Origin of the sequence: Maritimibacter alkaliphilus HTCC2654 (assembly GCF_000152805.1) — a bacterium.
Taxonomy (GTDB): Bacteria; Pseudomonadota; Alphaproteobacteria; order Rhodobacterales; family Rhodobacteraceae; genus Maritimibacter; species Maritimibacter alkaliphilus.
In genome coordinates this window covers 2,861,029-2,886,062 of the sequence record NZ_CH902578.1, presented here as the reverse complement: position 1 = coordinate 2,886,062, position 25,034 = coordinate 2,861,029, and the positions used below count along the sequence as shown (strand labels likewise).

General features: G+C 63.6%; 20 protein-coding genes, 1 tRNA gene, 2 rRNA genes and 1 pseudogene (1 of these 24 running past the window's edge). 4 read left to right on the top strand and 20 right to left on the bottom strand.

Annotated elements, in window-relative coordinates:
• Positions 1-161: 161 nt before the first annotated feature.
• The 8 genes and pseudogenes from RB2654_RS14985 to RB2654_RS14950 all read right to left on the bottom strand — a co-directional run bounded on the left by RB2654_RS14985 (position 162) and on the right by RB2654_RS14950 (position 8,318).
• Complete coding sequence (locus RB2654_RS14985; protein WP_008333367.1) at positions 162-785, bottom strand: DUF924 family protein; 624 nt, start codon at positions 783-785, stop codon at positions 162-164.
• Positions 782-1,423: an O-methyltransferase gene (locus RB2654_RS14980; RefSeq protein WP_008333366.1), complete on the bottom strand. Its 642-nt coding sequence runs from the start codon at positions 1,421-1,423 to the stop codon at positions 782-784. Before RB2654_RS14980 ends, RB2654_RS14985 begins: the two co-directional genes overlap by 4 nt.
• A gap of 58 nt (positions 1,424-1,481) precedes the next feature.
• The gene (gene urtE / locus RB2654_RS14975; RefSeq protein WP_008333365.1) at positions 1,482-2,177 is read right to left on the bottom strand and encodes an urea ABC transporter ATP-binding subunit UrtE; all 696 of its coding nucleotides are present in this window, start codon (positions 2,175-2,177) and stop codon (positions 1,482-1,484) included.
• 2 nt (positions 2,178-2,179) lie between these two features.
• Positions 2,180-2,923: an urea ABC transporter ATP-binding protein UrtD gene (urtD, locus tag RB2654_RS14970; RefSeq protein WP_008333364.1), complete on the bottom strand. Its 744-nt coding sequence runs from the start codon at positions 2,921-2,923 to the stop codon at positions 2,180-2,182.
• Positions 2,920-4,149 (bottom strand): urea ABC transporter permease subunit UrtC, encoded by a 1,230-nt coding sequence (gene urtC, locus RB2654_RS14965; RefSeq protein WP_008333363.1) that lies wholly within the window; start codon positions 4,147-4,149, stop codon positions 2,920-2,922. The genes urtD and urtC overlap by 4 nt, the downstream gene beginning before the upstream one ends.
• Positions 4,150-4,152: 3 nt before the next feature.
• Positions 4,153-6,132, bottom strand: a complete 1,980-nt coding sequence (gene urtB / locus RB2654_RS14960; protein ID WP_008333362.1) for an urea ABC transporter permease subunit UrtB — start codon at positions 6,130-6,132, stop codon at positions 4,153-4,155.
• A 60-nt stretch (positions 6,133-6,192) separates the two neighbouring features.
• Positions 6,193-7,477: pseudogene (gene urtA / locus RB2654_RS14955) on the bottom strand (urea ABC transporter substrate-binding protein).
• A 370-nt stretch (positions 7,478-7,847) separates the two neighbouring features.
• Positions 7,848-8,318 carry an Lrp/AsnC family transcriptional regulator gene (locus RB2654_RS14950; RefSeq protein WP_008333352.1) on the bottom strand — a complete coding sequence of 157 codons (471 nt, stop codon included), beginning with the start codon at positions 8,316-8,318 and terminating at the stop codon, positions 7,848-7,850.
• 119 nt (positions 8,319-8,437) lie between these two features.
• Here RB2654_RS14950 and RB2654_RS14945 point away from each other — a divergent pair, with 119 nt between their 5' ends.
• Positions 8,438-11,866 carry an indolepyruvate ferredoxin oxidoreductase family protein gene (locus RB2654_RS14945; protein WP_008333351.1) on the top strand — a complete coding sequence of 1,143 codons (3,429 nt, stop codon included), beginning with the start codon at positions 8,438-8,440 and terminating at the stop codon, positions 11,864-11,866.
• 68 nt (positions 11,867-11,934) lie between these two features.
• On the opposite strand, the gene RB2654_RS14940 is transcribed toward RB2654_RS14945, so the two are convergent.
• The 8 genes from RB2654_RS14940 to RB2654_RS14905 are packed head-to-tail and all read right to left on the bottom strand — an operon-like array spanning position 11,935 to position 17,896.
• Positions 11,935-12,747, bottom strand: coding sequence for an energy transducer TonB family protein (locus RB2654_RS14940; RefSeq protein ID WP_008333350.1), 813 nt, complete (start codon positions 12,745-12,747; stop codon positions 11,935-11,937).
• Between the two features lies 1 nt (position 12,748).
• Complete coding sequence (locus tag RB2654_RS14935) at positions 12,749-13,123, bottom strand: biopolymer transporter ExbD (protein WP_008333349.1); 375 nt, start codon at positions 13,121-13,123, stop codon at positions 12,749-12,751.
• Complete coding sequence (locus RB2654_RS14930; protein ID WP_008333347.1) at positions 13,124-13,510, bottom strand: ExbD/TolR family protein; 387 nt, start codon at positions 13,508-13,510, stop codon at positions 13,124-13,126. It abuts the gene before it with no gap.
• Complete coding sequence (locus RB2654_RS14925; RefSeq protein WP_008333346.1) at positions 13,507-14,175, bottom strand: MotA/TolQ/ExbB proton channel family protein; 669 nt, start codon at positions 14,173-14,175, stop codon at positions 13,507-13,509. Before RB2654_RS14925 ends, RB2654_RS14930 begins: the two co-directional genes overlap by 4 nt.
• Positions 14,176-14,184: 9 nt before the next feature.
• Positions 14,185-14,943, bottom strand: coding sequence for a heme ABC transporter ATP-binding protein (locus tag RB2654_RS14920; protein WP_008333342.1), 759 nt, complete (start codon positions 14,941-14,943; stop codon positions 14,185-14,187).
• 1 nt (position 14,944) lies between these two features.
• A complete protein-coding gene (locus RB2654_RS14915; protein WP_008333337.1) occupies positions 14,945-16,015 on the bottom strand; it encodes a FecCD family ABC transporter permease in 1,071 nt (356 codons plus the stop codon).
• 1 nt (position 16,016) lies between these two features.
• On the bottom strand, positions 16,017-16,850 hold the full coding sequence (locus RB2654_RS14910; RefSeq protein ID WP_008333335.1) for a heme/hemin ABC transporter substrate-binding protein: 834 nt from the start codon (positions 16,848-16,850) through the stop codon (positions 16,017-16,019).
• On the bottom strand, positions 16,847-17,896 hold the full coding sequence (locus tag RB2654_RS14905) for a hemin-degrading factor (RefSeq protein WP_008333334.1): 1,050 nt from the start codon (positions 17,894-17,896) through the stop codon (positions 16,847-16,849). Before RB2654_RS14905 ends, RB2654_RS14910 begins: the two co-directional genes overlap by 4 nt.
• Positions 17,897-18,107: 211 nt before the next feature.
• Here RB2654_RS14905 and RB2654_RS14900 point away from each other — a divergent pair, with 211 nt between their 5' ends.
• Positions 18,108-20,126: a TonB-dependent receptor plug domain-containing protein gene (locus RB2654_RS14900; protein WP_008333333.1), complete on the top strand. Its 2,019-nt coding sequence runs from the start codon at positions 18,108-18,110 to the stop codon at positions 20,124-20,126.
• A 163-nt stretch (positions 20,127-20,289) separates the two neighbouring features.
• Here the strand turns inward: RB2654_RS14900 and RB2654_RS14895 are convergent.
• Positions 20,290-20,366 (bottom strand) — tRNA-Met (locus RB2654_RS14895).
• An 84-nt stretch (positions 20,367-20,450) separates the two neighbouring features.
• Positions 20,451-20,990 (bottom strand): dTDP-4-dehydrorhamnose 3,5-epimerase family protein, encoded by a 540-nt coding sequence (locus RB2654_RS14890; protein ID WP_040885043.1) that lies wholly within the window; start codon positions 20,988-20,990, stop codon positions 20,451-20,453.
• Between the two features lie 74 nt (positions 20,991-21,064).
• Between RB2654_RS14890 and RB2654_RS14885 the strand changes: the two genes are divergently transcribed.
• Together RB2654_RS14885 and RB2654_RS24080 are read left to right on the top strand one after the other, a co-directional pair.
• Complete coding sequence (locus tag RB2654_RS14885) at positions 21,065-22,282, top strand: glycosyltransferase family 2 protein (protein WP_008333326.1); 1,218 nt, start codon at positions 21,065-21,067, stop codon at positions 22,280-22,282.
• Positions 22,283-22,891: 609 nt separating this feature from the next.
• Entirely contained in the window at positions 22,892-23,503 is a 612-nt protein-coding gene (locus RB2654_RS24080) for a WD40/YVTN/BNR-like repeat-containing protein (RefSeq protein WP_342779686.1), read from the top strand.
• Positions 23,504-23,607: 104 nt separating this feature from the next.
• On the opposite strand, the gene rrf is transcribed toward RB2654_RS24080, so the two are convergent.
• Together rrf and RB2654_RS14870 are read right to left on the bottom strand one after the other, a co-directional pair.
• A 5S ribosomal RNA gene (gene rrf / locus RB2654_RS14875) occupies positions 23,608-23,722 on the bottom strand.
• Positions 23,723-23,810: 88 nt separating this feature from the next.
• Positions 23,811-25,034: ribosomal RNA gene (locus RB2654_RS14870) — 23S ribosomal RNA — on the bottom strand; it runs 1,606 nt beyond the window's last position.

The following is a 25,034-nucleotide window of genomic DNA, read 5'->3' as shown; positions in this document are numbered from 1 at the left end:
ATATCTGCGAAACTTGCCGGGCCGAGGCAGGCGCACAAATTTTCATCGCACCTGGCAACCGGGTTTCGGCGGCCAAGCTCACACGCGGAACTGGCAGGAGATCGTCACTCGAGAGGGGCTCAGGGGGGTCGGGTTAGCGCCTGTCGTGACCGCGATTCGGATCACACGTCGATGGCGTGCTGGTGCGGGAACGTCCCATCCGCGATATAGGCCGCCTCGTCCGGTGTGCTTTCGCGCCCGAGGACGGCGTTCCGATGCGGGTGGCGTCCGAACCTGTCGATCACTGCGCGGTGACGCCGCGATTGCGCCAGACAGAACGCGTAGGCGGGTTTCAGCACCTCTGGCGCCATGTCGAGCGTTTCAAGCGCGAGACGTTCGTTCAAAGCCGCACGTCCCGCGTGATCCGGCCCCTCGGCATGGACGAGCGGAAGCGCAAACAGCGTCCGCTCCCACGGATGTTCCAGCGCGGCGAAATCCCCGTTGGCGATCCCGTCCTCGGCAAGCGCCAGCGCCAACGGGTCGGTCGCGTAGGCGCGCGGGTCGTCGCGGTAGAGAGAGCGCGGAAACTGGTCCAGCACGAGGATCAGAGCGAGCCGCCCCCGCGGTGTCGCGGCCCAGTCATCGAGCGCCCCCTCGGCCGCATCCGGGACGAGATGGGCGAACCGCTCCACGATACCCGCATCCGCACCCCCACGCATCATCCAGCCCCAGTAGTCCAGATGCCGGTCGAGGTCCGCGTCCAGACCATCCGGGAAGCAATAGGACAGAACCGCCTCGACGCTCATTGAACCACGTAACTCAACGCAAGATCGCCGATCACCGTGGTCATCATCCCGCTGTCCGGACCACGCACGAAGGCGAGGTAATCGGCGGCGGCCTCGTGGTCGATATTGTCCGCGACGATCAGGCAACCGGGGGCAAGGCGCGGGCGCAGAAGGTCGTGCACGGGCAGATACATGCTTTTCCAGCCGTCCAGAACCAGCATGTCGATCGGTCCTTCGACATCGGCCAGCGTCTCGCGCGCATCCCCTTCGAGAAGGGTGACGGTATCGGTCACTCCCGCCTCGTCGAATGTCTGGCGCAGGGCGGCGCATTTGTCCGGGTGCACCTCGGTCGTCGTGAGCCGCCCGCCCCGCCCCGTCAGCGCGGCGGCGAGGTATAGCGAACTCAACCCGTAGGACGCCCCGAACTCCACGACGTTCGCCGCCCCCTTCGTGCGCGCGAGAATATGCAGAAGCCGCCCTTCGTCGGGCGTGACGGCAAGGTAGAACTCCCCAAGCCGCACCAGATCGCCGCCCCCCGCCTTGAGCGTGGCTGGGTCGGTCGTGCCGACGCGTGCCTGCCAGCGCCCGGCATCTTCGGCGGCCTCGGTATGAAGACGGTCGAGCACCTTGGCGATACCGGCGGGAATTGTCTGAACCATCGGGCGTCCTTTCGGCTTTTGCGAAGGTTAGCCACGGATCAGGCCCAGTGAAAGGTCGTCAGACCGAAACACCCTTGAGAAGCTGCTCGCGCGTGACTTCGCCCTTCGGCCCCGCCAGCGTGACCGCGCCCCGCCGCAGCACGACGAAGCGGTCGCCAAGATCATGCGCGAAGTCGAAAAACTGCTCGACCAGCACGATGGCCATATTGCCCTCGTCCCGCAGGAGTTTGATGACACGCCCGATCTGCTGGATGATATTGGGTTGAATGCCTTCGGTCGGCTCGTCGAGAAGCAGAAGCTTCGGCTTGGTGATCAGCGCGCGGGCGATGGCCAACTGCTGCTGTTGCCCACCCGAGAGGTCGCCGCCGCGCCGGTTCTGCATTTCCTTGAGCACGGGGAAGAGCTCGAACATGGCCTCCGGCACCTCGTGCTCGCCTTTCGGAAGGCAGGCGAACGCCGTCTCCATATTCTCGCGCACGGTCAAAAGCGGGAAAATCTCGCGCCCCTGCGGCACCAGCGCGATGCCTTTCTGCGCCAGCACATGCGCGGGGAGCACGCCCAGCGCCTCGCCGTCCAGCTCCATCGTTCCGCCCGAACGGTTGTGCCGCCCGCAGATCGCCCGGATGAGCGAAGTCTTCCCCACCCCGTTCGTTCCCATAACACAGGTGATTTCACCCGTCGAAGCATCAAGGTCGATCCCGTTCAGGATCTGGGAATGGCCGTAGTGCAATGTGAAATCGCGGATCGTCAGCATGTTCAGCGCCCCAGATAAACGTCGATGACCTGCTGGTTCGCGGTCACATGGTCCAATGACCCCTCGGCCAGAACCGAGCCTTCGTGCAGCACCGTCACCTTGCAATTGAGCCGCCGCACGAATTCCATGTCATGCTCGACCACAACGACCGCGCGGGTCTTGGCGGCTTCGACGAGGATGTCGGTCGTATGCTCGCGCTCCTCAGGCGTCATGCCCGCCGCCGGTTCATCGACCAGCAACAGCCGCGGCTCCTGCGCCAGCAGCATCCCGATCTCGAGCCATTGCTTCTGCCCGTGGCTAAGTTCGCCCGACTTGCGCTTCAACTCGTTCGACAGCCCGATCTCGGCGGCCAGGTCCGACACCCGGTTCATGTCGGCATCCGTGGGCTTCCAGAACAGCACCGCAAAAGATTTTCGGTTGTTTTTCAGCGCCATCAGCAGGTTGTCCTCGACCGACTGATCCTCGAACACGGTTGGTTTTTGGAACTTCCGCCCGATGCCTTCCTGCGCGATCTTAGCCTCGTTCATGCCGATCAGGTTCTTCGACATCTCGCCCCAAAGCACCTTGCCCTCGTCGGGCTTGGTCTTGCCGGTCACGATGTCCATGAAAGTCGTCTTGCCTGCGCCGTTCGGCCCGATGATCGCCCGCAACTCGGCTGAACCGATGTTGAACGACAGGTTGTTGATCGCGCGGAACCCGTCGAAGGTGACGGAAATCCCGTTCACTTCCAGAAGCTGACTGCTCATTCCGTCGCCTCCCGTTCCTGAAGCGAGCCTTTGTCCGGCCCAAGGTCGGCACCGTGACGGTCCGGGTGGCGGCGGTCAGCGATCAGGTCGAACAGCCCGCCGATGCCCTTGGGCGCGAACAGCGTGACGAAGACGAAGGACAGGCCCAGAAGGATGGTCCACCAGTCGACCCATTGGATCGTGTAGAAGCCAAGGTTGATGTCGGGGGCCTGACCGCCCGTGAAGAACGTCGAGACGAGCGACACGAACACCGCGCCGATCACGGCACCGTAAAGCCGCCCGCGCCCGCCGATGGCGACCCAAACGGCCAAGTAGATCGACGCGATCGGTGCGATTTCCGCCGGGTTGATGATGCCCGCCTGCGGGTAATAGAGCGCCCCGGCGATGCCCGCGATCATGGCGGTGACGGTGAAAAGGAACAGCTTGTAGCCCTCGACCGAGTAACCAAGGAATCGCACCCGCGCCTCGTTGTCCCGAATGCCGCGAATGACGCTGCCGAACTTGCCCGACACGATCCAAGCCGCGAAGATGTAACCGACGGCGAGCGCGAGCGCCGAGGCCCAGAAGAACCAGATCGACACGAAGTCCTGACTGGCCGTGACGCCGGGCAGGTTCTGAAGCCCCGAAAGGCCGTTGTTGCCGCGCAACCCGCTGTCGTTCTGGAAGAGGTAGAGTGAAAGCGCCAGCGTCATCGCCTGCGTCAGGATCGACAGGTAGACGCCGGTGACGCGCGAACGGAAAGCCAGCCAGCCGAAGACGAGCGCCAACAGGCCGGGCACCAGAACGACAAGCGCAAGTTGCAGGAACAGGCTATCCGCGAACATCCAGATGATCGGAAACTCGGACGACCCGACGACGCCGAAAATCTGCGTGCCGATGCCGTCCACGATTTCCTGCTCGGTCGGCGGGATCGGGTTGCCCGCCATGGAACCCGCCACGATCTCTTTCGTGCGCTCGTACATGAGCCACATGCCGATCATGTAGCCGCCCAACCCGAAGAAGGCGAAGTGTCCCAGCGACAGGATGCCCGCATAGCCCCAGATCAGGTCCATCGCGACGGCGACGAGTGCGAGGCACAGCGTCTTGCCCAGCGTTTTGACGAACGAGGTCGAGATGACGCCGGCCCCGAAGGCTTCCGACATGAAGGTGATCGCGATAGTGAACACCGCGAGCACGGCGAGGAAGATCAGGATCGACGGGTTGCGACCGATGAAGGTGTTGCGCATGGCTCAATCCCCCGCCGCGCGGCCCTTGAGGGCGATGATCCCTCGGGGCCGGAACTGGATGAAGATGATGATGAAGATGATCATGTAGGTCTGCGCCGCCAGCGTGTTGGACGGGTTGAACCACTCGATCCCCTTGTGCAGCGACCCGATCAGGCCAGCGCCCAGAAGCGTGCCCCAGATGTTGCCGACGCCGCCGACCACGACGGTCATGAACGACTGCACGATATAGGCCTGCCCGATCTCGGACGTGACCTGCGCATAAAGCCCGATGGCGACCCCCGCAATGCCCGCGATGCCGGAGCCAAGGCCGAAAGTCAGCATGTTCACCCGGCCCGGATTGATCCCCATCGCGCCCGCCATACCGGGGTTCTGCGTCACCGCGCGGGTTTCCAGACCCAGCCGCGTGCGCTTCATGATGAACAGGAAGACGGCGAGGAAGATGAGCGCCAGCACGAAGATCGCGATCCTGACGGTCGAGATCGACACGACGTCGTTCAGCACCCATGCCCCGCCCAGCCAGTCGGGGGAGGTGAGCGGACGCGCCTGCGTGCCGAAGATGTTCTTGGCCAGCTGTTGCAGCGCGATGGAGATGCCGAAGGTGGCGAGCAGCGTCTCGAGCGGGCGGTTATAGAGCCAGCGGATCACCAGCCGCTCCATCGCCACGCCCGCCGCGAAGGTCACGGCGAAGGCGAGCGGTATGGCGACGATGATCGAGGTCGTGTGGTTCGGAATGATCTGCTGAACCACGTAGCCGGTATAGGCGCCCATCATGATGAACTCGCCATGCGCCATATTGATGACCCCCATGACGCCGAAAGTGATGGCAAGCCCGATGGCGGCCAGAAAGTAGATCGACGCGAGCGACAGGGCGTCCAGCCCAAGATCCAGCACCTGATTCAAACCGACCTTGGTTTCGATCCGGCCCAGCGCACGGTTCGCGGCGGCGGTGATGTCGGGGTTTGGCTCGGCATAGACGGACGCGAAAACCTTGGTGGCGATGGCGGCGTCCACGTCCGCCTCGGTCGCGGCGGCGGGCACGGTTCCGGCGGCTTCCAGCGCCTCGAAGGCGGCAATGCGGCGCGCCGGATCGGACAGTTCCGCGACCGGGATACCGCCCACCTGACCATCCACGATATTGGCCTGAAGCACACCCCGCAGCGCGTCGTCCGTCAAAAGCGGCTCGCCGTCCGTCAGGGCATAGGCGTCTTCGCGGCTCAGATCATCGGTGCCGGGGCGCAGGATCTTGGCCACGTTCACGCTCTCCGGCACCTCGCCGTCGAAGGCACGGGTGCGGGTCGCAACCAATGGGTTCAGAGCGGCGCGCACATCGACGCCAAGATCGCCCGCCATCGCCTCGATCGCCGCGATCCGCGCCTCGGGGTCGTCGCCGTAGGTGATCGTGATGAGCTTTTCGAGCCGTTCCTTGCGGGCGCGGATCGTCGGGTTGTCTTCCGTTTCGATGGAGTCGCGCAGCGGGCCCAATAGGTCGGCATTCGCGTTCCGCTCAAGCGAATCCAGCGCCTCGCGCCGTTTCGCTGGATCGGGATCGTTCAGTTGAAAGGTGACGAGTGCGGTGGCGATCAGCCCCCGGATGCCGGAGTTCGGCTTGATCTGTTCAATATCGTCCTTCGTGACCCTCGCCAAAACCTCGCCAGTGTCAAAATCGGTCAGTTCGTAATCGCTGCCCGATTTTTCGACCTTGAAGAACAGACCGTCGGACACACGCTGCCACATATCGCGGTCCTGCCATGTACCAAGGACGAAAGGCGCTGCCTCCAGCCCCGAATTTGCGACCGCGTCGATGGCGGGCTGGATCGTGCGGCGCGAGCTTTCGACGATAATCTCGGCATTGGCCTGCAACACCTGCTGCATCGGGCCTAGGTCTGTTCCAGTTTCCGTGTCGCCGTTCTGAGTGTCCTGCGCGACGATCTGGGTTCCCAGACACACAAGCGCCAGCACGACCACCACAAGTCGCTTCAGCATCGACCTCACCTCGATGGGTTGTCGGGGCGGCAGGTCAGCCCGCCGCCCCAGTCTTTGGGATTAGTAGTTCGAGGTCAGCTGGACGCAGGTCTCGGTCTCGGTGTTGTACATACCGCACTCGAGATCTTTCCAATCCGACGTCAGGACCGCCGATTCCGGGAGGAAGTCGGTCCAGGCGTCGCCCGGCACTTCTTCGGTCTGGCTGATGATGTCGAACTGACCGTCCTCAAGGATCTCACCGATCAGAACCGGCTTGGCGAGGTGGTGGTTCACGCCCATCACGGCGGTGCCGCCGGTGAGGTTCGGGAATTCCTGCCCCCACATGGCCGACCGCACGGCGTCGACATCGGTGGTGCCGGCTTCGGTGGCCGCGTTCACCCACATGTTGAAGCCGATGTAGTGGGCTTCCATCGGGTCGTTGGTCACGCGGGCTTCGTCACCGATGAAGGCGTGCCAGTCCGCGATGAACTCGGCGTTGGCTTCGGTGTCGGCGGACATGAAGTAATTCCAGGCGGCGAGGTGACCGACGAGGTTCGATGTGTCGAGGCCCGAAAGCTCTTCTTCACCAACGGAGAAGGCGACGACCGGAATATCGTCGGCCGAGATACCGGCTGCGGCGAGTTCTTTGTAGAAGCCGATGTTGGCGTCGCCGTTGATGGTCGAGATCACGCCCACCTTCTTGCCGTCCGCGCCCAGCGCAACCACGTCAGCGACGATCTTGGACCAGTCAGAATGGCCGAAGGGGGTGTAGTTGACGAAGATATCCTCTTCCGGCGATGCCCTTATCCTTCAGGTAGCTTTCCAGAATGTTGTTTCGTGGTGCGCGGATAGACATAGTCGGTGCCGAGCAGCGCGAATTTCTCGACGCCCAGTTCGTCAAGGAAATAGTTGGTCGCCGGGATCGCCTGCTGGTTCGGGGCCGCGCCGGTGTAGAACACGTTCTTGGACGATTCTTCGCTTCGTACTGCACCGGGTAGAACAGAAGGCCGTTGAGTTCTTCGATCACCGGCAGAACCGATTTACGCGACACTGACGTCCAGTTGCCGAAGATCACGTCGACTTCGTGCACGGTCAGCAGCTCGCGCGCCTTTTCGGCAAAGAGCGGCCAGTCCGAAGCCGGGTCGACGACGACAGCTTCCAGATCGCAGCCCAGAAGGCCACCGGCCTCGTTCTGCTTTTCGACGAGCATCAGCATCGTGTCTTTCAGCGTGGTTTCCGAGATGGCCATGGTGCCGGACAGCGAGTGCAGCACACCGACCTTGATCGGGCAATCCTGCGCCATGGCAGCGGTCGACAGAGCGAGCGTGGCAGCGCCGCCGGCAAGAACGGATTTCATGAATTTCATAAGACTCTCCCAAGCAGGGACGTCAGGTCGCACTTGCCCAACGGGCATTCGCTCCCCATGTCTGTCCCCGCAACTTCGTTGCATCCGTGTGGCGGCCTCCGGTTGCAAATGGTGGGCCGTCACACACCCCCTGACGCGATGTCCCCGCGTGGCGTTGGGCATGCATACCTTTTGAGCATGGGCGGGATTGGGCAAATTTTCCCCGCCAAATTGCGGTTCGAACGGGGAAACAGCCTAATAATTGTGCGCTCTTGGGTGGTGTCGTTCATTTCTTGAGCGGCGCTTCGGTGAAGAACGCGCTTGGCGCCGCTCATCGCCGTGACGACTCAGGTGCCCAGTCGCGGTTTGACCGACCCCGCCCCGGCGCATTTCAGATCGTCAGGCCGCTCGCGCGTTTGACCGACTTCAGAACCACGTTGGTCTGGGCCGCCCGCACGGCGCTTTGACGAAACAGGAATTCCTCGAGGAACCGATTGTAGGTCGCGATATCCTCACACACCACACGCATGTGATAGTCGGCGTCGCCCGTCGTCGCCCAGCATTCCTGCACCTCGTGCCGCGCCTCAAGCGCCCGAATGAATTGCGAGACCTCGTTGGGATCGTGGCGAATGAGTTGCACCTCGACGATGGCCTGAAACCTCAGGCCAAGCCGCTCCTGATCCACGACCACGCCGTAACGCGCGATCACGCCCGCCTCTTCCAAAGCCTTGACCCGCCGCCAGCAGGCCGAGGTGGACATGCCCGTTCGCTCCGCCAGATCGGCGTTGGAAATCCGCGAGTCCGCCTGAAGCAGGGAAACGATCCTGCGGTCCCGTTCACTGATTGAAATCTGGTTCTCCATTCCGAATCTGTAAATCAAATCGAATTCTTGTTCCAGACTTCACCGTTGCGCCGCCAAATCTGGAACAGGAATTCACGTTTCGGGCGTTACACTCGCGGGGAACAGGAGGACCGCAAGCCATGTTGCACGCGCCAGCGACCACGCCCGATTACAAGCTCACCGACCGCTACGACCTGACCGAAGGACGGGTTTTTCTGACCGGCACGCAGGCGCTCGTCCGCGTCATGCTGGATCAGGCGCGACGCGATCATGCCGCCGGGCTGAACACCGCGGGTTTCGTGTCGGGCTATCGCGGCTCGCCGCTGGGCGGACTGGACCTCGAACTGTGGAAGACCCGCAAACGGCTGGATCAGGACAAAATCACCTTCATGCCCGCCGTGAACGAGGATCTGGGCGCGACCGCCGTTCTTGGCAGCCAGCAGGCGACGCTGCACCCGGACTGCGAAGTCGATGGTGTGTTCGGCATGTGGTACGGCAAAGGCCCCGGCGTCGACCGGTCGGGCGACGCGCTGCGCCACGGCAATGCCTATGGCACCGACCCCAAGGGCGGTGTGCTGGTCGTGGCCGGCGACGATCACGGCTGCGTTTCATCCTCAATGCCGCACCAGTCGGATGCCGTGTTCCTTGCGTGGTTCATGCCGGTGCTGAACCCGGCTTCGGTGGAGGAATACCTGACGTTCGGCGAATACGGCTTCGCCCTCAGCCGCTATTCCTCGACATGGGTCGGGTTCAAGGCGATCTCGGAAACCGTGGAATCCGGGCGCTCGGTCGAGCTGCACGACGACCGCACCTTCGTCTACCCGGAGCGCGAGGATTATCCGGGCGGCATCCACATTCGCCGGAGCGATCCGCCCTCGACCGAAATCGAGGTGCGCATGGGCGCGAAGTTGCGGGCGGTCGAGGCCTTCGTGGAAGCCAACCCCATCGACCGCACGATCTACGGCCTGCCCGATGCGCCCTATGGGATCGTGACGACGGGCAAAGGCCACCTCGACACGCTCGAGGCGCTGCGCCTTCTGGGTCTGGACGAAGCGAAGTGCCGCGCGCTTGGCATCGACATCTACAAGGTCGGTATGGTCTGGCCGCTGGCGCGCCGCGATGCGCTGTCCTTCGTGAAGGGCAAGAAAGAAGTTCTCGTCATCGAGGAAAAGCGCGGGATCATCGAAAGCCAGTTCAAGGAATACTTCTACGACTGGCCCGGCGAGAAGCCCGAGAAAATGGTCGGCAAACATGACGCCGCCGCCGAGAACGATCTGGTGCCGTGGACGGGCGAATTATCCGCCCGCCAATTGGCCCCGATCATCGCCGCGCGGCTCGACGCGTTTTTCCCGGGCGAGAACCTGCCGGAAAAGGCCCGTGCGCTGACCGCCGAAGAGCCGCCGATCCTGAACACGCCCGGCGCGACCCGGACACCCTATTTCTGCTCGGGCTGCCCGCACAACTCGTCCACCGTCGTGCCCGAAGGCTCGACCGCAGGCGCGGGTATCGGCTGTCACGTCATGGCAAGCTGGATGGACCGCGACACCGCCGGTTTCGCCCAGATGGGGGGCGAAGGCGTGCCGTGGTCGGTCGCGTCCAAGTGGAACGGGGGCAAGCACCAGTTCCAGAACCTCGGCGAAGGCACGTGGTATCACTCCGGCTCGCTCGCGGTCCGGCAGGCCGTCGCGGCGGGTGCCAACATCACCTACAAGGTGCTCTACAACGATGCCGTGGCGATGACCGGCGGTCAGCCCGTCGACGGGCCGGTGAGCGTGCAGAACATCGCTTGGTCCTCACGCGCCGAGGGCGTTCAGCGCATCGCGCTGGTGTCGGACAACATCGGCAAGTTCACCAAGTCCGACTTCCCACCCGAGACCAGTTTCCACGACCGCGACCAGATGGACACGCTCCAGCGCGAATTGCGTGAGGTGAAGGGCGTGTCGCTTCTGATCTACGAACAGACCTGCGCGACCGAAAAGCGCCGTCGCCGCAAACGCGGCACGATGGAGGATCCGAAACGCTTCGCCTATATCAATCCGCTGGTCTGCGAAGGTTGCGGCGATTGCTCGGTCGAATCCAACTGCTTGTCGGTCGAGCCGCGCGAGACCAAGTTCGGCCGCAAGCGCAAGATCAACCTGTCGACCTGCAACAAGGACTTTTCCTGCCTCGACGGGTTCTGCCCCTCCTTCGTCACTGTCGAAGGCGGCGAACGCGCCAAGCGGGCCGAGGCGGATCTGGACGTGAACGGCATGGTCGCGAACATCCCCGCGCCCATCCTGCCCGCGCTCGACGATCCCTTCGACCTGCTCGTGACCGGCGTGGGCGGCACCGGCGTCGTCACCGTGGGCGCGGTCATCACGATGGCGGCGCACCTGTCGGGGCTTGGCTCGTCCGTGCTCGACTTCACAGGCTTCGCGCAGAAGTTCGGCACCGTCCTGAGCTATATCCGCCTCGGCGCCTCGCCCGCCGACGTGCATCAGGTGCGGATCGGTGATGGCGCGGCGGACGCGGTGATCGGCTGCGACGTGGTCGTGTCCTCCTCGCCCAAAGCCTCGGCGCATTACCGCAAGGGCACCAAAGTCGCGCTCAACACCGCTGAAATGCCCACGGGCGACATCGTTCTGCGGCGCGATGCCGACCTGATGGTCAAGGTGCGCGAAGGGTCCATCCGCAAGGCGGTGGGCGCCGATAACCTGACCGCGCTGGATGCCAACACGCTGTCGGAAAAGCTGCTTGGCGATCAGGTGTTCGCCAACACCATCATGATGGGCTTCGCGTGGCAGAAGGGTCTGATCCCCGTCGATCTCTGGGCGCTGGACCGCGCGATCGAACTCAATGGCGTGGCGATCGAGGGCAACAAACGCGCCTTCGCCATCGGCCGGATCATGGCCCACGCGCCGGAGAGCATCCTCGGCGGTCTCGACCTGCCCGAAGATCGCGAACCGACGCTGGACGAGATCATCGACGAGCGCGCGACGTTCCTGATCGGCTACCAGAACGAGGGCTATGCCCAGCGCTACCGCGACCGGATGGCCGCCTTCCGCGCTGCTTTGCCGGAGGGGACCGAGGCACCGCTCGCCACGCAGGCCGCCAAATCGCTGTTCAAAGTGATGGCCTATAAGGACGAATACGAGGTCGCGCGACTGCATACGCAGATGGGCTTCGAGGACGAGCTGAAAGAAGCGTTCTCGGGCGACTACAAGGTGCATTACCACATGGCCCCGCCGCTCCTCCCGCTTGGCAAGGATGAACGCGGGCGGCCCAACAAGGTCGAACTTGGCCAATGGATGCGCCCAGCGCTTGGGGTGATGGCGAAGTTGAAAGGGCTGCGCGGCACGCCTTTGGATATCTTCGGCTATGGCGAAGAGCGCCGCATGCAGCGTGAGATGATCGGGTGGTTCGAGGGCGTGATGGATACCGTCGTCGACAAGGCCACGGCTGAGAACACCCAGGCCTGCATAGATATTCTGCGCGCGCCGATGGAAATGCGCGGGTACGGCCCGGTTTGGGAGGACGCGGTGAAGGTGGAAAAACCCAAGGCGGAAGAGCGGCTCGCCGCGCTCGCCTGACACCGCGAACATCGCGCGGCGTCCAACCGCCGCACCAAGGGCGGGTCGGCCGATGGGTCGGCCCGCCCTTATCGTGACTGGATCGGCACCGAGAAGGAAAACGGGCCTGCGCCCAGACCGGCAGGCGCGGCGGGGAAACGCCCCGCCGAGCGCACCGCCTGAAGCGCGAGACGGTCGATGGCCGGATTGCCGGACGAGCGCGCGAGAGTGACCCCGGCGAGCGCGCCGTTCGCCGTCACCGTAAGCCGCACGACCGCCGTGCCGCTTCCCGCACCGCGCGGCGCGCGGCGGGCAATCGCGCCTTGGATCTGACCGCCCCATTGCGACATCAGGGATCGCTTGTTCGCCTCGCTGACCGTGGCGGTGGATTGCGACGGCTGACGTTGCCCGGCGTTGGCCGTGTGACCCTGCCCCTGCGCCCGCTGTTGGTTCTGTGCCTGCGACGCCTGATTGGCCACCTGTGCGGGGGGCCTTTGAGGTTCGGCGGCAGGGCGGCGCGGCGGGCGCAACGACCGATCAGGGGCATGTCGAGGCGCGGGGGCGGCGGTATCGGTTTCGGGCGGCACGGGCGAAGTCGGCACCGTGGGCGCGATGGGCAGGGGCCGCGCGGTCGGTGTCGGCTGCGGCGGTGTGCTGGGTGTCGCCGGGGCTTCGATGGGTGGCGGGGCGTCCAGCGCGGGGGTTTCGACGGCGGCCTCCGGCGGCGCTTCCCACCGTTCGACCATCTGCTCGACCGATGCCGAGGACGCGGCCACCGTCACGACCGCTTCGCCGCCTGCCCCCGAGCTTGCTTCGCCCTCCTGCCGGGGCACCGGCACCAGCAGGAGCGCAAGCACAGTGGTCATCGCTGAAAGGGCCAGAACTTCCGCACCGTCGCGCATGTCAGGGCTCCACGATCAGGTCCAGGGGCGCGTCGGAGACCGCCAAAATGTCCCGCAAGGCCCGCGCGAAGGCGGCGCCGTCCAGCCCACGATCGACCCGCAAGGTCAGTAGCATATCGGTATCGGCCAGTCTCGCGGTGGCTTCCGCCCCCGTCACGCCTGCGAAGTGAAGCGTTCCGTCCGGCCCGATCACGATGGTATCCGGACTGCCCGACAACTCGCCACCCTCGGCGGTCGGCAGTTCGACCTCAACCGGGAGCGGCGGGGCGATCCGCGCGGAAATAAGGAAGAACACCAGCAGCAGAAAGACCACGTTGATCATGGCGATCACGTTCTCGGCTGGCTTGCGCGGTTGTCGATGGGTCGCAATCCGCATTCAGTCCACCAGAACCAGCGCCGGGTATCCCGCATCGGACAGCACCTGCATCACATCGACGACACGCTGAACCTGCGCCCCGTCACGCGCGCGCAGAACGATGGTGTCGCCGGGGTTCTGCATCAATTTGCGAAGCTGGGTCGCCAGCGTTTCTTCGCGGATGTCGCTCCCGTTCAGAAGCACGCCTTCTGGAAGAACGTCGACCAACCGGGGCGGGCCGTCGTAGCTTCCATCGGCACCCGTGGCCCCGCTGATCGCAATCGCGCCTTCCGCGCCGAAGCGCGAGGCGAGCATGAAGAACACGAGAAGGAGGAACACCACGTCGATCATCGGGGTCAGGCTCGGCCTGCGCGACCGGCGCGGGGCGGGCAGCGAAAGCGTGGTCATTCCGCGACCTCGAGGATGCGACGCTCCCCGCCCGTCGCGGGAGTCAGCAAGAGCCGCGTGACCATATCCTCGATCCGGCCCTGCGCGCGGTCCGCGATGCTTTCAAACCACGTCAGCGCGGCGGAAGCGGGGATCGCCACGGCCATCCCGGCCGCCGTGGTCAAGAGAGCCTCCCATATCCCGCCGGCGAGGTCGGACGGATCGGCACGGCTTCCGGCGGCCTCCAACGCCTGAAACGCCGCGACCATCCCCAACACGGTGCCGAGAAGGCCCACGAGCGGCGCGATGGTCGCCACCAGTTCAAGCGCGCGCAGCCCCTTGCGCTGGCGAAACAACTCGCCCGCCGCCACGCGCGAAATCTCTTCCCGCGTCATTTCGGGGGTCATATCGTCGCGCCCCATCCCCTCGATCGCGGCGCGGACGGGGGTGGCGTAGACGCCGCGCCTGCCGTCGACGAGACGCCGGGCCTCGGCACGCTGCCCGGATTGCCAAAGACGCACGGCACGCTCGGCTGGGCGCGGGCGCCATGTGCCGGAGGCCCCAAGTCGCAGGATTTTCCAGACGATCAATCCGGCCGTGACGGCGGCAAGGGCGGCGATCACCCAGATCGCGATACCGCCCATGTCCATGAACCCGATTATCGCGTCCCAACGGTCATGAAACATCACTGTATCCTATGCCTGTGACGCTTGCGGCAGAACGAATGTCCCGCCCCTCGGCGCCATGTTCACCTGCACCCGGCACCCATAGGCGCCGGACAACGTCTCATCGGTCAGCACGTCGTGAACGGCACCCTGCCGAACGACCTGACCCTTCGACATGAGCGCGACCGAGTCCGCGAACATCGCCGTCAGGTTCAGATCGTGCATGACCGCGACGACCCCACCGCCGGCGCGCGCGAAATCCCGCGCGATTTCCATCACGTCGAGTTGGTGGGCGATATCGAGGCTCGACACCGGCTCATCGAGGATCAGCCACCGCGCAACGCCCGCATCCATCGGTCGCCAGACCTGCGTGAGCACGCGGGCGAGTTGGACGCGCTGCTGTTCCCCACCGGAGAGCGCGTGATAAGGCCGCGTGCCATAGGTGCCCAGACCGACACGCGCCAGCGCCGCAGTGGTGAGGTCCGGCTCCCCCCCACCGATGCGCACGACCTCGGATACCGTGAACGGAAAGGCGACCGAGGTGAACTGGGCCAGAACTGCACGCCGCGCCGCCAGTTCCCAGGGCTTCGCGGTCGCAAGGTCCAGCGCGCCCATCTGTGCTTCGCCGTCAAAGGTCTGTGTCCCGGTCAGGGCGGATAGCAGCGTCGACTTGCCGGAGCCGTTGGGGCCGACGATGGCCGTCACCTCGCCCGGCTCCGCGATGAAATCGACGCCGTGCAGGATCGTCGTCCCATCGATCGTCACGCGAAGGTTTGTTGCGCTCAGCATGTCATACCCCCGCGAAGCCACGGCGCTTGATGAGCACCCAAAGGAAGAACGGCCCGCCGATCAGCGCCATGATGATCCCGATGGGAAGCTCGGCAGGTGCCACGATCACGCGGGAGATCATGTCGGCCAGCAGCAGGATCGAAGCGCCGAGCAGAGCGGAATTGAGGATGAGCGGCGCGTGCGATGGCCCCGTCATGAGGCGCAGAAGATGCGGCACGACGATACCGACGAAGCCGATCCCACCGGATACCGCGACCGCCGCACCGACCGAGGCGGCCACGATCACCACCGCGAGCCGTTTCATGCGCTGGATATCGATGCCCATGTGCTGCGCCGCGATTTCGCCCAGCGCCAATGTGTCGAGGCTGCGGGCCAGAAGCGGCGCGCCCAGGAGACCCAGCACCATCAGCGGCATCGCGGCCAGCAGCTTGGACCACGTCGCCCCGGCGAGCGAACCCAAGCCCCAAAAGGTCAGGTCACGCAACTGCGCGTCGTCGGCCAGATAGATCATCACGCCCGAAACGGCACTGACCATTGCGCTGAGTGCGATCCCGGCCAGAAGCATTGTCGCGACCGAGGTCTGCCCGTTCCGCGTCGACACGATGTAGAGCAGGACGACGGAGACCCCGCCGCCGACGAACGCCGCGACCGGGACGAGGGCATAGCCCAGCGCCGCCCCCACCGTTGAGGGCAGCAGGCCACCCAGAACGATCGCGGTGATCGCGCCCAGCCCGGCACCTGCGGACACGCCGACGATGCCCGGATCGGCCAGCGGATTGCGAAACAAGCCCTGCATGACCACCCCGGCCACGGCGAGGGACGCACCCACGAGCGCGCCCATCGCCAGGCGCGGAAGCCGTATGTCGAGGATCACGACACGCGCCGACGTTTCAATCGGTTCGCCTGCCAGAACCGCACCGATCACCTCCATCGGCGAGATACCCGTGGCGCCCACGAACAGGCTTGCCACCGACACCATCAACAGAAGCACGAGCAAGGCGAGGGTGGCGTGGCGAGCAAGCGGTTGCCTGTCGCCAGCCGACTGCCCGGTGCTTTCGGTCATCGCGACCATCTCAACCCTCGTCGCCGTGAAGGGCTGCGGCGAGTTGCGAAACCGCCTCGCCCACGCGCGGCCCGAACCCGAGCAGGAGAAGCCCGTCCATGCGAACCACGCGCTCGCCCTCGGCGGCTGGCGTGGACGCGAACGCCGGTTGGCTGAACAGTTCGTCATTCGCGACGGCGTGGTCGCCCTCGCGATCCATCATCAGGATGACGTCCGGCGCGGCGGCCATGACGGCCTCCTCCGAAATCTGCTTGTAGCCTTGGAAACCGGTGAGTGCGTTTTCGCCCCCCGCCAATTCGATGATCGCTTCGGCCGAGGTGCCTTCACCCGCAGCCATGATGCGACCCGATGCCTGCGACAGGACGAACAGGACGCGCGGCACGCCTTCGCTGACCGTCGCGCGCGCTTCGGCGATCTGGGCGCGCACTTCGGCCGCCAGCGCCTCGCCCTTGTCCCGCACGTTCAGTGCCTTCGCAACGGCGCGGATCTTGTCTTCAACTGCTTCCGGCGTATAGCCATCGGCGACCTCGACCATCGGGATTTCCGCCTCGCGCAGCAGGTCTATGGTTTCTGCGGGGCCCGCGCCGCCCTCCATCAAGATAAGGTCGGGCGCAACCGACAGAACGCCCTCGGCGGACAATTGTCGGATGTAGCCGACATCGGGCAATTCCACCGCCTCGGCGGGAAAGTTCGACGTCGAGTCGCGTGCGACCAACCTGTCGCCTTCGCCCAGCGCATAGACGATCTCGGTCACCGAGCCGCCGATCGACAACACACGGTCGGCCAGTCCGGCGACCGGGGTGACGGTCAGGGCCGCCGCAAACGCAAATGTACTGAGCTTCATGCCTGCACCTCGGCCCCTGCGAGTCCCTGAACCAGCGCGCCGAAGTCCGCCACATGATCGGCGTCCTTGGTCCGCATCCCGAAAATCTGGAGGATGATGACGCCATCCTTGTCGAAGGCTTCGACCGAAAGCGCCTCGCCCCGCTTAGTGGGTTTGCGAACCTCATAGACCTCGGCGATATGGTCTGAGCGAAGGTGCAGATTGAAGCCCGGGTCCATGACGTTGTTCCACGGACCGACTTGTTTCAGCGTGTGAACCGGACCCGAATGAATCTGGATGCACCCGTGGTTGCCGACGAAGATCATGACCGGGACGGCCGTGCTGGCGAGACGGTCGAGCAGCGTATCCACCGCCGTCTGGTCGAGCCGCCGGACGAAGGGGGCACCGGCCACGCGGTAGGCGCCAAGGCGATTCATCTTCAGCCGTTTGGTCAGCTGCATGAACTGGTGCGTGTCCGTCATTTCGCTCCACGCCTTGCGCAGGTCTTCGGCCCTGTCCGGGCGCTCTTGCGCAGGCGACGGGGGAACGCGCGGCTCGACCGTGGGGCGGTCGTTTTGCTCGGGCAGCGCGAGCGTTTCGATCAGGGTGGCCCATTGATCGTGGTGCGAGGCATCGCGCAGGTGGATTTTGTGAACTGCATCCCCGGCTGCGTCGAACACCTGGATCGACCGGCGCGGGCCGGCCTCGGTCACGGTCTCGACGGCATAGGCGAAGACCCAATGCTTCGGAAAGATCCGAAGGTCGATCGCGTCGTGGAGAACCATCGCGGCATGGGCGCCGGATTGATAGTTACCGTAGGTTCCGACCTTTTCATGCACGACGGATGGCGTGCGGGTCAGCGCCATGACCTCCCCAAGTGCCGGGACCGCGCCCATGATGTCGTCGGGATGGGCCGAGATGGCGACCGTGCCGTGCCCGATTTTCGCAGCCACGAGTTCACCTTCGGAGACACCGATCGTTTCCGCCAGATCCCGCGCTCTCAGACCCGTATTCCGCTCAACAGCAGCCCGGATGTCACGCGCAGAGATGGAAGCCGTATCCGCCATGCGGACGCTCCTTTTTCCTTTGATTGTAAGTGATTGCCTGGCTAGCTGTGGCTGATTTGCCGCGCTTTGCTCGGATGCTCGGACGCTCCTGTCCGAATTGTTGACTAAATTACTAAGCTAAAATAGCAGATGCAAGTCCTTTGCGATCCGGTCGCAAAGATCGGGCGAAAACGCCCCGCCAGCACCGCGATATGCACGCCAGCCACACATCATGAAAACCATGGAAGGGATGACCATGACCGCGCATGTACGCTTGCGCGCGGCGCTGCTTGCCAGTGCTGCCACCTGTGTCTCGCTGCCCGCGTTCGCGCAGGAGACATTCGAACTCGACACCGTGCTTCTGGCCGAATCCAAACGCGAGGTGCAGACCGACACCGCCATCGCTGAGACCGAGATCGACCGCGAAGAGATGGACGACCGTCAGGCGGGGACCATCGCCGAACTGGTCGAAACCGTGCCGGGCGTGAACCTGATCAACGGCAACACGCCGCAGGGCTCCGGCATCAACATCCGCGGCTTCGGCGCGAACGGCACCTATGGCACGGACCAGAAGGTCGCGATCCAGCTGGACGGTGCGAATGTCGGGTCCGAGGAGCTCTACCGGATCGGCACCCAGCTTTACACCGACCCCGAGCTTTACAAGCAAGTCAGCGTCATTCGCGGCATCGCGGGGACGTTCGAATACGGCTCCGGCATCATCGGCGGTCTGATCCGGGCCGAAACCAAGGACGCCATCGACATCACCGGCGGCGAGACCGGGTTCAAACTGCGCCAGACGATTCAGTATGGCACGAACGGTTCGCAGCTTGCCTCGTCCACCATCGCGGCTTGGCAACCGACTGAGAACTTCGGCGTCATCGGGAACTACACCTACCGGATGCAGGACATTCCGGTGGACGGCAGCGGTGCGCCGATCACGACGCAGGGCTATGCGCTGCCCAGCTATTCTGTCGGGATGCTCTATACCTTCGGAAACGCCAACGAGCATTCGATCCGCGCGACCTATTCCGACACCAACTCGACCGAGCTGGACACGCCTTACGATTCCTTCGCGACCACGGGTGGAATGTTCGGGAACGTCGATAGGACCGTGCATTCGCGGACGGCGACCCTACGCTATGAATACGACTCGCCCACGACCGACCTAATCAATTTCTCGGCCAACCTGTCCTATGCCGACCAGCAGATCGACAGCGCCTATGTCGCCGGGTCGTCCCCGCTGGAGGGCACACCCACCTTCCCGTTCCTTCAACCCCTCGTCGATGCCGACCACCGGTATGAGACAACCAAACTGACCCTGAAGAACCAGTCGCTGTTCGCGACCGGGATGATCCAGCACGATCTGCGCATCGGGGCCGAATACATCTTCAAGGAACGGCTCGACGCCTCGTCCGCGCCGGGTGGCACCGACCGCCGCATCGCCGTGTTCGCAGTGGATGACATGACATGGGGCGGCCTGACCTTCACCCCCGCGGTGCGGTATGAAACGCAGCGCGTGGGTGGACCGGCCTATGCCTACTACACCAACGATGCCTTCATGGGGGGCGCAACGGCACGCTACGAATTCGGCAACTCCGGCTTCGCGGTCTTCGCCTCGGCGGCCTATACCGAGAACCTGCCGATCATGGATGACCTCACCAACCCGGCCTATATGACCCAGTCGGAAAAAGCGGTCAGCTACGAGGCGGGGTTGTCCTTCGACCGTGGATCGGTGTTCCTGGATGGCGACCAGTTGAGCCTGAAAGCCAACGTGTATCGGACCAATGTCCGCGACATCACCTCCTACACGACCGCGACAGCCGCACCCATCACCAACGCGATGTTCTATGGCGTGGAACTGGAAGGGTCTTATTCGATGGCGAGCGGGTTCTATACGGACGTGAACGCCAACTTCTCACGCGGGATGGACACGACGCCGGGCGCGGGCGGGAACTGGGCCGGGACACCGGCGGACCAGCTTCGCGTCACGGTCGGAAAACGCTGGGGCGAGGAATACGACCTGAGCTGGGAAGCGGTCTATGACTTTGCGATGAACCGCGCGACGACCCCGACGCCCGCATCGCTCGTCCACAATCTGCGCGCGACCTATGCGCCGCAGGACGGGTTCTTCGGCGGGGCCGAGTTCCGGCTCGGGGTCGAGAACCTGTTTGACCTGAACTATACCCCGCATCTGGCCACGCGCGCCGCGCCGGGTCGGACGTTCAAGTTCACGGTCGCGAAGACGTTCTAAGGCCGGGTCATGCCTGCGAAACGCCGCCCGCTTCCGGGGGGCGTTTCTGTTCTCGTGCCGAAGTCGTTGAAAGCGGTCGTTGCGATCAGGCATCGTCACATATGCGCCTGCCCAAGAAAGCCGAACGCCCGGGGCCTTGCGGCCACCGGGCGTTCGGTTTTTTTGGTTGCGGGGGTAGGATTTGAACCTACGACCTTCAGGTTATGAGCCTGACGAGCTACCGGGCTGCTCCACCCCGCGCCAATTCGTTCGGGTGTAATATGCCTTGTCGCTTCGGGCCGCAAGGGGGGAGAAGCGATTAATTTTCCCGCTTTTTTCCGTCGCTTAACGTCGGTCTTCGACGAACACGTCGAACGAGGGCAGGTTGGCATCGGCGTCGGAGAGAATCGGGGTGGTGTCCGGCCAGTCGATGCCCAGTCCGGGAGCGGACCAGTGGAACCCGCGGCGTCCCGTGGGTCGGTACTCTTCCGACACGTCGTTCACGTAATCCACATCGGTGAGGCAGTAGAACGCGTTCGCCAACCCACGTGAGACGACGATCCGGTGTCGGTCGCCCGGGGCATCGCCGATCAGAAATGTCTCATGCTCGCGATACGTCGGGCTGTCCGGGCGGGGGTCGACGACGACCACCAGCGCAGTGCCGCGCGTGACGTAGATCGCCTTGTCCCATGGTTCCGTGCGAAACCCGCGCAACGTCCGCGCGACCGAACGGGAATGATTGCTTTGCGCGAAGACATAGGGGCGACCCATCTCGGACGCGATCAGGCTTTGGCGGAACGTCTCGACGAAAAAGCCCCGTTCATCCCCCGCTGGTTCCGGGATCAGCCGCCACAACCCCTTGATCGTCCGACGCTCGATCGTCATGCCCAGACGGGGTAGAGCGTTCAGACTGTTGGGTTTTTCCATTGAACCGGAGCACCTGCTGGATAGGTTGAGATATGGCCCGGACACTCATCATTTGCCCTACGCATTCGCATGCGGACACCTTACTTGCCGCGATCCCGAGTGTTCAAGCTCAGACCGATCCGGATTGGGAACTGGTCGTGATCGGGGACGGAGCGCCCGCGCGCACCGACGAGATCATGGCGGATTTGACCGCTTCTGACGACCGCATCCGGTATCTGCCGCACCCCAAGGGCAAGGCATATGGCGAAGCCTATCGCGACCCTGTCGTTCGAGGCTCCTCCGCCGAATTCGTATGCCATCTGGGCGATGACGACATCTGGCATGAAAGTCACCTGCGGACCCTGACCGGCGCGTTAGACCGGGCCGACTGGGTCATCGGTGGCGATATCCGTATCGGGGTGAAGGGGTTCGTGAGTTGGCGGATGGCGAATTACGCGTGGCCCGGGCTTGCCCGAAAGAGTCGCAATCTCCCTCGGCCACTGGTCTTCACCGCGTTGAACCCCGTCGCATTCCGCCGCAGCGCCTATCTGAACTTGTCCGAAGGCTGGGCCCCGGGGCCACCCGGCACAGGCTCGGACTTCCGTATGTGGTTGAAATTCTTGAACGAACCGCGTGTGAGGGTCGCCGGGCTCGCCGCACCGACACACCTGAAATTTCAGTCGCAGTTGGGGCGGGACGACATGACGCCCGACGACCGGCTCGAGGAATTGAGGCCATGGTTGGAACGGATCAACGTACCCGGCGCGCTCGACGCCCTGCGGCGGAAGGCGGAGATTTTCGGGACCGTGCCAAAGGCGATGGCCGTGCTCGACGCAGGGCGCGCAGCTTATCCCGCGGCCGCGTTGAGGCGGATCGGCATCGAACCCGTCGGGCCGGAGGACGCGTTTTCGGTCGCGCACTCGGGCGAGCGTATGACACTGCCGCTCACGCCGGAGCAGATGGATCAGTGCGGTCTGACTTGGGCGCTTTGCCGTGGTCCGGTCGACGCCGACACGTTCGCGGCCTACACGGCGGTCGGCAGACACCCGGACAGTCGCATATTTCATGCGCTGACGATCTTGGCGCACGCCCGGATCGACCTCGCCCGCGCGGGGGCCGACGCGCTTGCATCGCGTTCCGGTCGGCCGGAGCTTGCCCAGCGGGTGCATGAAAGTCTGGATCAGCTCGAACGGGAAGGCGGTGCCGCGCGCCCGCCGGGGCACTTTCGTCGAGCGGGCCTGCGGATCATGCGATCCCGCCCGTTCTTGTAGGGGCCATGCAAGAATGGCACCGCTGGAAAATCGTTCTGTGCTACGCTCCGCCTATAACGATTTTCTGGAGGATTTTCGGTGAGACACAGGGTTCTGGTCGGGACGACGAAGGGCGCGTTCATTTTGACCTCATCCGACGACCGCAAGACTTGGTCACTGACCGGGCCGCATTGCGATCTATGGCCTATCAACCACGTCGTCGGCGACCCCAAGACCGGCCACCTCTGGGCCGGAGGAGGTGGCGAGTGGACGGGGGCCGGGATCTGGCGCTCGACCGATGACGGGGAGACATGGACCTTGTCGCAACTGTCCAACGGCATGATGGCCGAATGGGCTGCGAACGATCCCGGCTTTGCGGAAATGATCGGCGGGGTGCCGCCAGAAGCGCCCTTTCCCAACGACCTCGTGTCGATCTGGTCGCTGACTTGCGCCCATGGGACGGTTTACGCGGGGTCCAAACCGGCACATTTTTTCAAATCCACCGATGGTGGTGCGACATGGGACCGTGTCCCGGGGCTCACCAATCATCCGACTCGCGAAAGCTGGAACCCCGGTGGTGCTGGGCTGACGCTTCACACAATGCTTCCCCACCCGACCAAGCCGGGTCACATGACCATCGCGATTTCGGCCGCCGGTGTCTTTACGACTGAAGACGACGGCGAAACGTGGGAACGGTCCAATCGGCTCGACAATGCTGAGAACCCGAAGCAGCACGATCACGAACATACGCGCGAAATAGGTCATTGCGTGCACAACATGATGCGCGCGCCGTCCGACGATGGTTTGATTTACCAGCAGAACCATCACGGCGTGTTCCGCTCGAACGACGGCGGGCAGAACTGGCACGACATCACCGAAGGCCTGCCATCATCCTTCGGGTTTCCGATCGCCGTGCATCCCCAAGATCCGCAGACGATCTGGACGATTCCGCTGAACGGCGACATTCAGGGGCGGTTTCCCCCGGATGCGAAGGCCGCGGTCTGGCGATCCACCGATGCGGGGGAGACATGGGAGGCGATGCGTGAGGGGTTGCCGCAGGAAAACTGCTTCTTCACCGTGCTGCGACAGGCGATGGCGGTGGATTCTTCGTCAAACGGTGGCGTTTATTTCGGAACGAATACCGGCTCGATCTTCGCGACCACCGACGCGGGTGAGACCTGGGTCGAGATCGCGCAGCATTTGCCGACCGTATTGAGCGTGGAGACACTCGAAACAGCGTGATGTACCGGAAGTCGTTGGTCTGAAAACGAAAACCGCCGGCCTCGAGGGCCGGCGGTTTTTCGTCTGAAGCATCGTCAGAGAGATACGAACATGTCTCTTACTAGGTGTGGCGGTGACCTACTCTCCCACGTCTTAAGACGCAGTACCATCGGCGCTACGGCACTTAACGGCCGGGTTCGGGATGGAGCCGGGTGTTTTGCTCGCGCTATGACCACCACACCAAGAAAGAGACACGTCCAAGTCAAGAGTTGTGTAGATAGTATGCTCTTGATTATCCAAGCGGGTCGAAACCTCGCTTCTACTGGATCAAATCAAGCCTATCGGGCAATTAGTACCGGTCAACTGAATGCATTACTGCACTTACATCTCCGGCCTATCGACGTAGTAGTCTGCTACGGCCCTCAGGGATACCTTGTTTTGAGGGGGGCTTCCCGCTTAGATGCCTTCAGCGGTTATCCTTTCCGATCATAGCTACCCTGCACTGCGGCTGGCGCCACAACAGGTCCACCAGTGGATCGTTCACCCCGGTCCTCTCGTACTAGGGGCAACTCCTCTCAAGTATCCTACACCCACGGCAGATAGGGACCGAACTGTCTCACGACGTTCTAAACCCAGCTCACGTACCTCTTTAAACGGCGAACAGCCGTACCCTTGGGACCTGCTCCAGCCCCAGGATGAGATGAGCCGACATCGAGGTGCCAAACGGTGCCGTCGATATGGACTCTTGGGCACCATCAGCCTGTTATCCCCGGCGTACCTTTTATCCGTTGAGCGATGGCCCTTCCACTCGGGACCACCGGATCACTATGGCCGTCTTTCGACTCTGCTCGACTTGTCAGTCTCGCAGTCAGGCTGGCTTCTGCCATTGCACTCAACGAGCGATTTCCGACCGCTCTGAGCCAACCTTCGCGCGCCTCCGTTACTATTTGGGAGGCGACCGCCCCAGTCAAACTACCCACCACACAGGGTCCCGGATCCGGATAACGGACCGCGGTTAGACATCAAGCAAAGCAAGGGTGGTATCTCAAGGAAGGCTCCACAGCGACTGGCGTCACTGCTTCAAAGCCTACCACCTATCCTGCACATGCTTGGCCTGATGCCAGTGTGAAGCTGTAGTAAAGGTGCACGGGGTCTTTCCGTCTAACCGCGGGAAGCCTGCATCTTGACAGGCAATTCAATTTCGCTGAGTCGATGTTGGAGACAGCGGGGAAGTCGTTACGCCATTCGTGCAGGTCGGAACTTACCCGACAAGGAATTTCGCTACCTTAGGACCGTTATAGTTACGGCCGCCGTTTACCTGGGCTTCAATTCAGAGCTTGCACCCCTCCTTTTAACCTTCAGGCACCGGGCAGGCGTCAGACCCTATACGTCGTCTTACGACTTCGCAGAGCCCTGTGTTTTTAGTAAACAGTCGCCACCCCCTGGTTTGTGCCCCCAGCCACTAGTTGCCTAGAAACTGGGCCTCCTTCTCGCGAACTTACGGAGGTATTTTGCCGAGTTCCTTCAACATCGTTCTCTCAAGCGCCTTGGT

What these genes read in the sequence shown, in the direction of transcription:
- RB2654_RS14985 (WP_008333367.1), bottom strand. Translation starts at nt 785, where the DNA reads ATGAGCGTCGAGGCGGTTCTGTCCTATTGCTTCCCGGATGGTCTGGAC.
- RB2654_RS14980 (WP_008333366.1), bottom strand. Translation starts at nt 1,423, where the DNA reads ATGGTTCAGACAATTCCCGCCGGTATCGCCAAGGTGCTCGACCGTCTT.
- urtE (WP_008333365.1), bottom strand. Translation starts at nt 2,177, where the DNA reads ATGCTGACGATCCGCGATTTCACATTGCACTACGGCCATTCCCAGATC.
- urtD (WP_008333364.1), bottom strand. Translation starts at nt 2,923, where the DNA reads ATGAGCAGTCAGCTTCTGGAAGTGAACGGGATTTCCGTCACCTTCGAC.
- urtC (WP_008333363.1), bottom strand. Translation starts at nt 4,149, where the DNA reads ATGCGCAACACCTTCATCGGTCGCAACCCGTCGATCCTGATCTTCCTC.
- urtB (WP_008333362.1), bottom strand. Translation starts at nt 6,132, where the DNA reads ATGCTGAAGCGACTTGTGGTGGTCGTGCTGGCGCTTGTGTGTCTGGGA.
- RB2654_RS14950 (WP_008333352.1), bottom strand. Translation starts at nt 8,318, where the DNA reads ATGGAGAACCAGATTTCAATCAGTGAACGGGACCGCAGGATCGTTTCC.
- RB2654_RS14945 (WP_008333351.1), top strand. Translation starts at nt 8,438, where the DNA reads ATGTTGCACGCGCCAGCGACCACGCCCGATTACAAGCTCACCGACCGC.
- RB2654_RS14940 (WP_008333350.1), bottom strand. Translation starts at nt 12,747, where the DNA reads ATGCGCGACGGTGCGGAAGTTCTGGCCCTTTCAGCGATGACCACTGTG.
- RB2654_RS14935 (WP_008333349.1), bottom strand. Translation starts at nt 13,123, where the DNA reads ATGCGGATTGCGACCCATCGACAACCGCGCAAGCCAGCCGAGAACGTG.
- RB2654_RS14930 (WP_008333347.1), bottom strand. Translation starts at nt 13,510, where the DNA reads ATGACCACGCTTTCGCTGCCCGCCCCGCGCCGGTCGCGCAGGCCGAGC.
- RB2654_RS14925 (WP_008333346.1), bottom strand. Translation starts at nt 14,175, where the DNA reads ATGTTTCATGACCGTTGGGACGCGATAATCGGGTTCATGGACATGGGC.
- RB2654_RS14920 (WP_008333342.1), bottom strand. Translation starts at nt 14,943, where the DNA reads ATGCTGAGCGCAACAAACCTTCGCGTGACGATCGATGGGACGACGATC.
- RB2654_RS14915 (WP_008333337.1), bottom strand. Translation starts at nt 16,015, where the DNA reads ATGGTCGCGATGACCGAAAGCACCGGGCAGTCGGCTGGCGACAGGCAA.
- RB2654_RS14910 (WP_008333335.1), bottom strand. Translation starts at nt 16,850, where the DNA reads ATGAAGCTCAGTACATTTGCGTTTGCGGCGGCCCTGACCGTCACCCCG.
- RB2654_RS14905 (WP_008333334.1), bottom strand. Translation starts at nt 17,896, where the DNA reads ATGGCGGATACGGCTTCCATCTCTGCGCGTGACATCCGGGCTGCTGTT.
- RB2654_RS14900 (WP_008333333.1), top strand. Translation starts at nt 18,108, where the DNA reads ATGAAAACCATGGAAGGGATGACCATGACCGCGCATGTACGCTTGCGC.
- RB2654_RS14890 (WP_040885043.1), bottom strand. Translation starts at nt 20,990, where the DNA reads ATGACGATCGAGCGTCGGACGATCAAGGGGTTGTGGCGGCTGATCCCG.
- RB2654_RS14885 (WP_008333326.1), top strand. Translation starts at nt 21,065, where the DNA reads ATGGCCCGGACACTCATCATTTGCCCTACGCATTCGCATGCGGACACC.
- RB2654_RS24080 (WP_342779686.1), top strand. Translation starts at nt 22,892, where the DNA reads ATGACCATCGCGATTTCGGCCGCCGGTGTCTTTACGACTGAAGACGAC.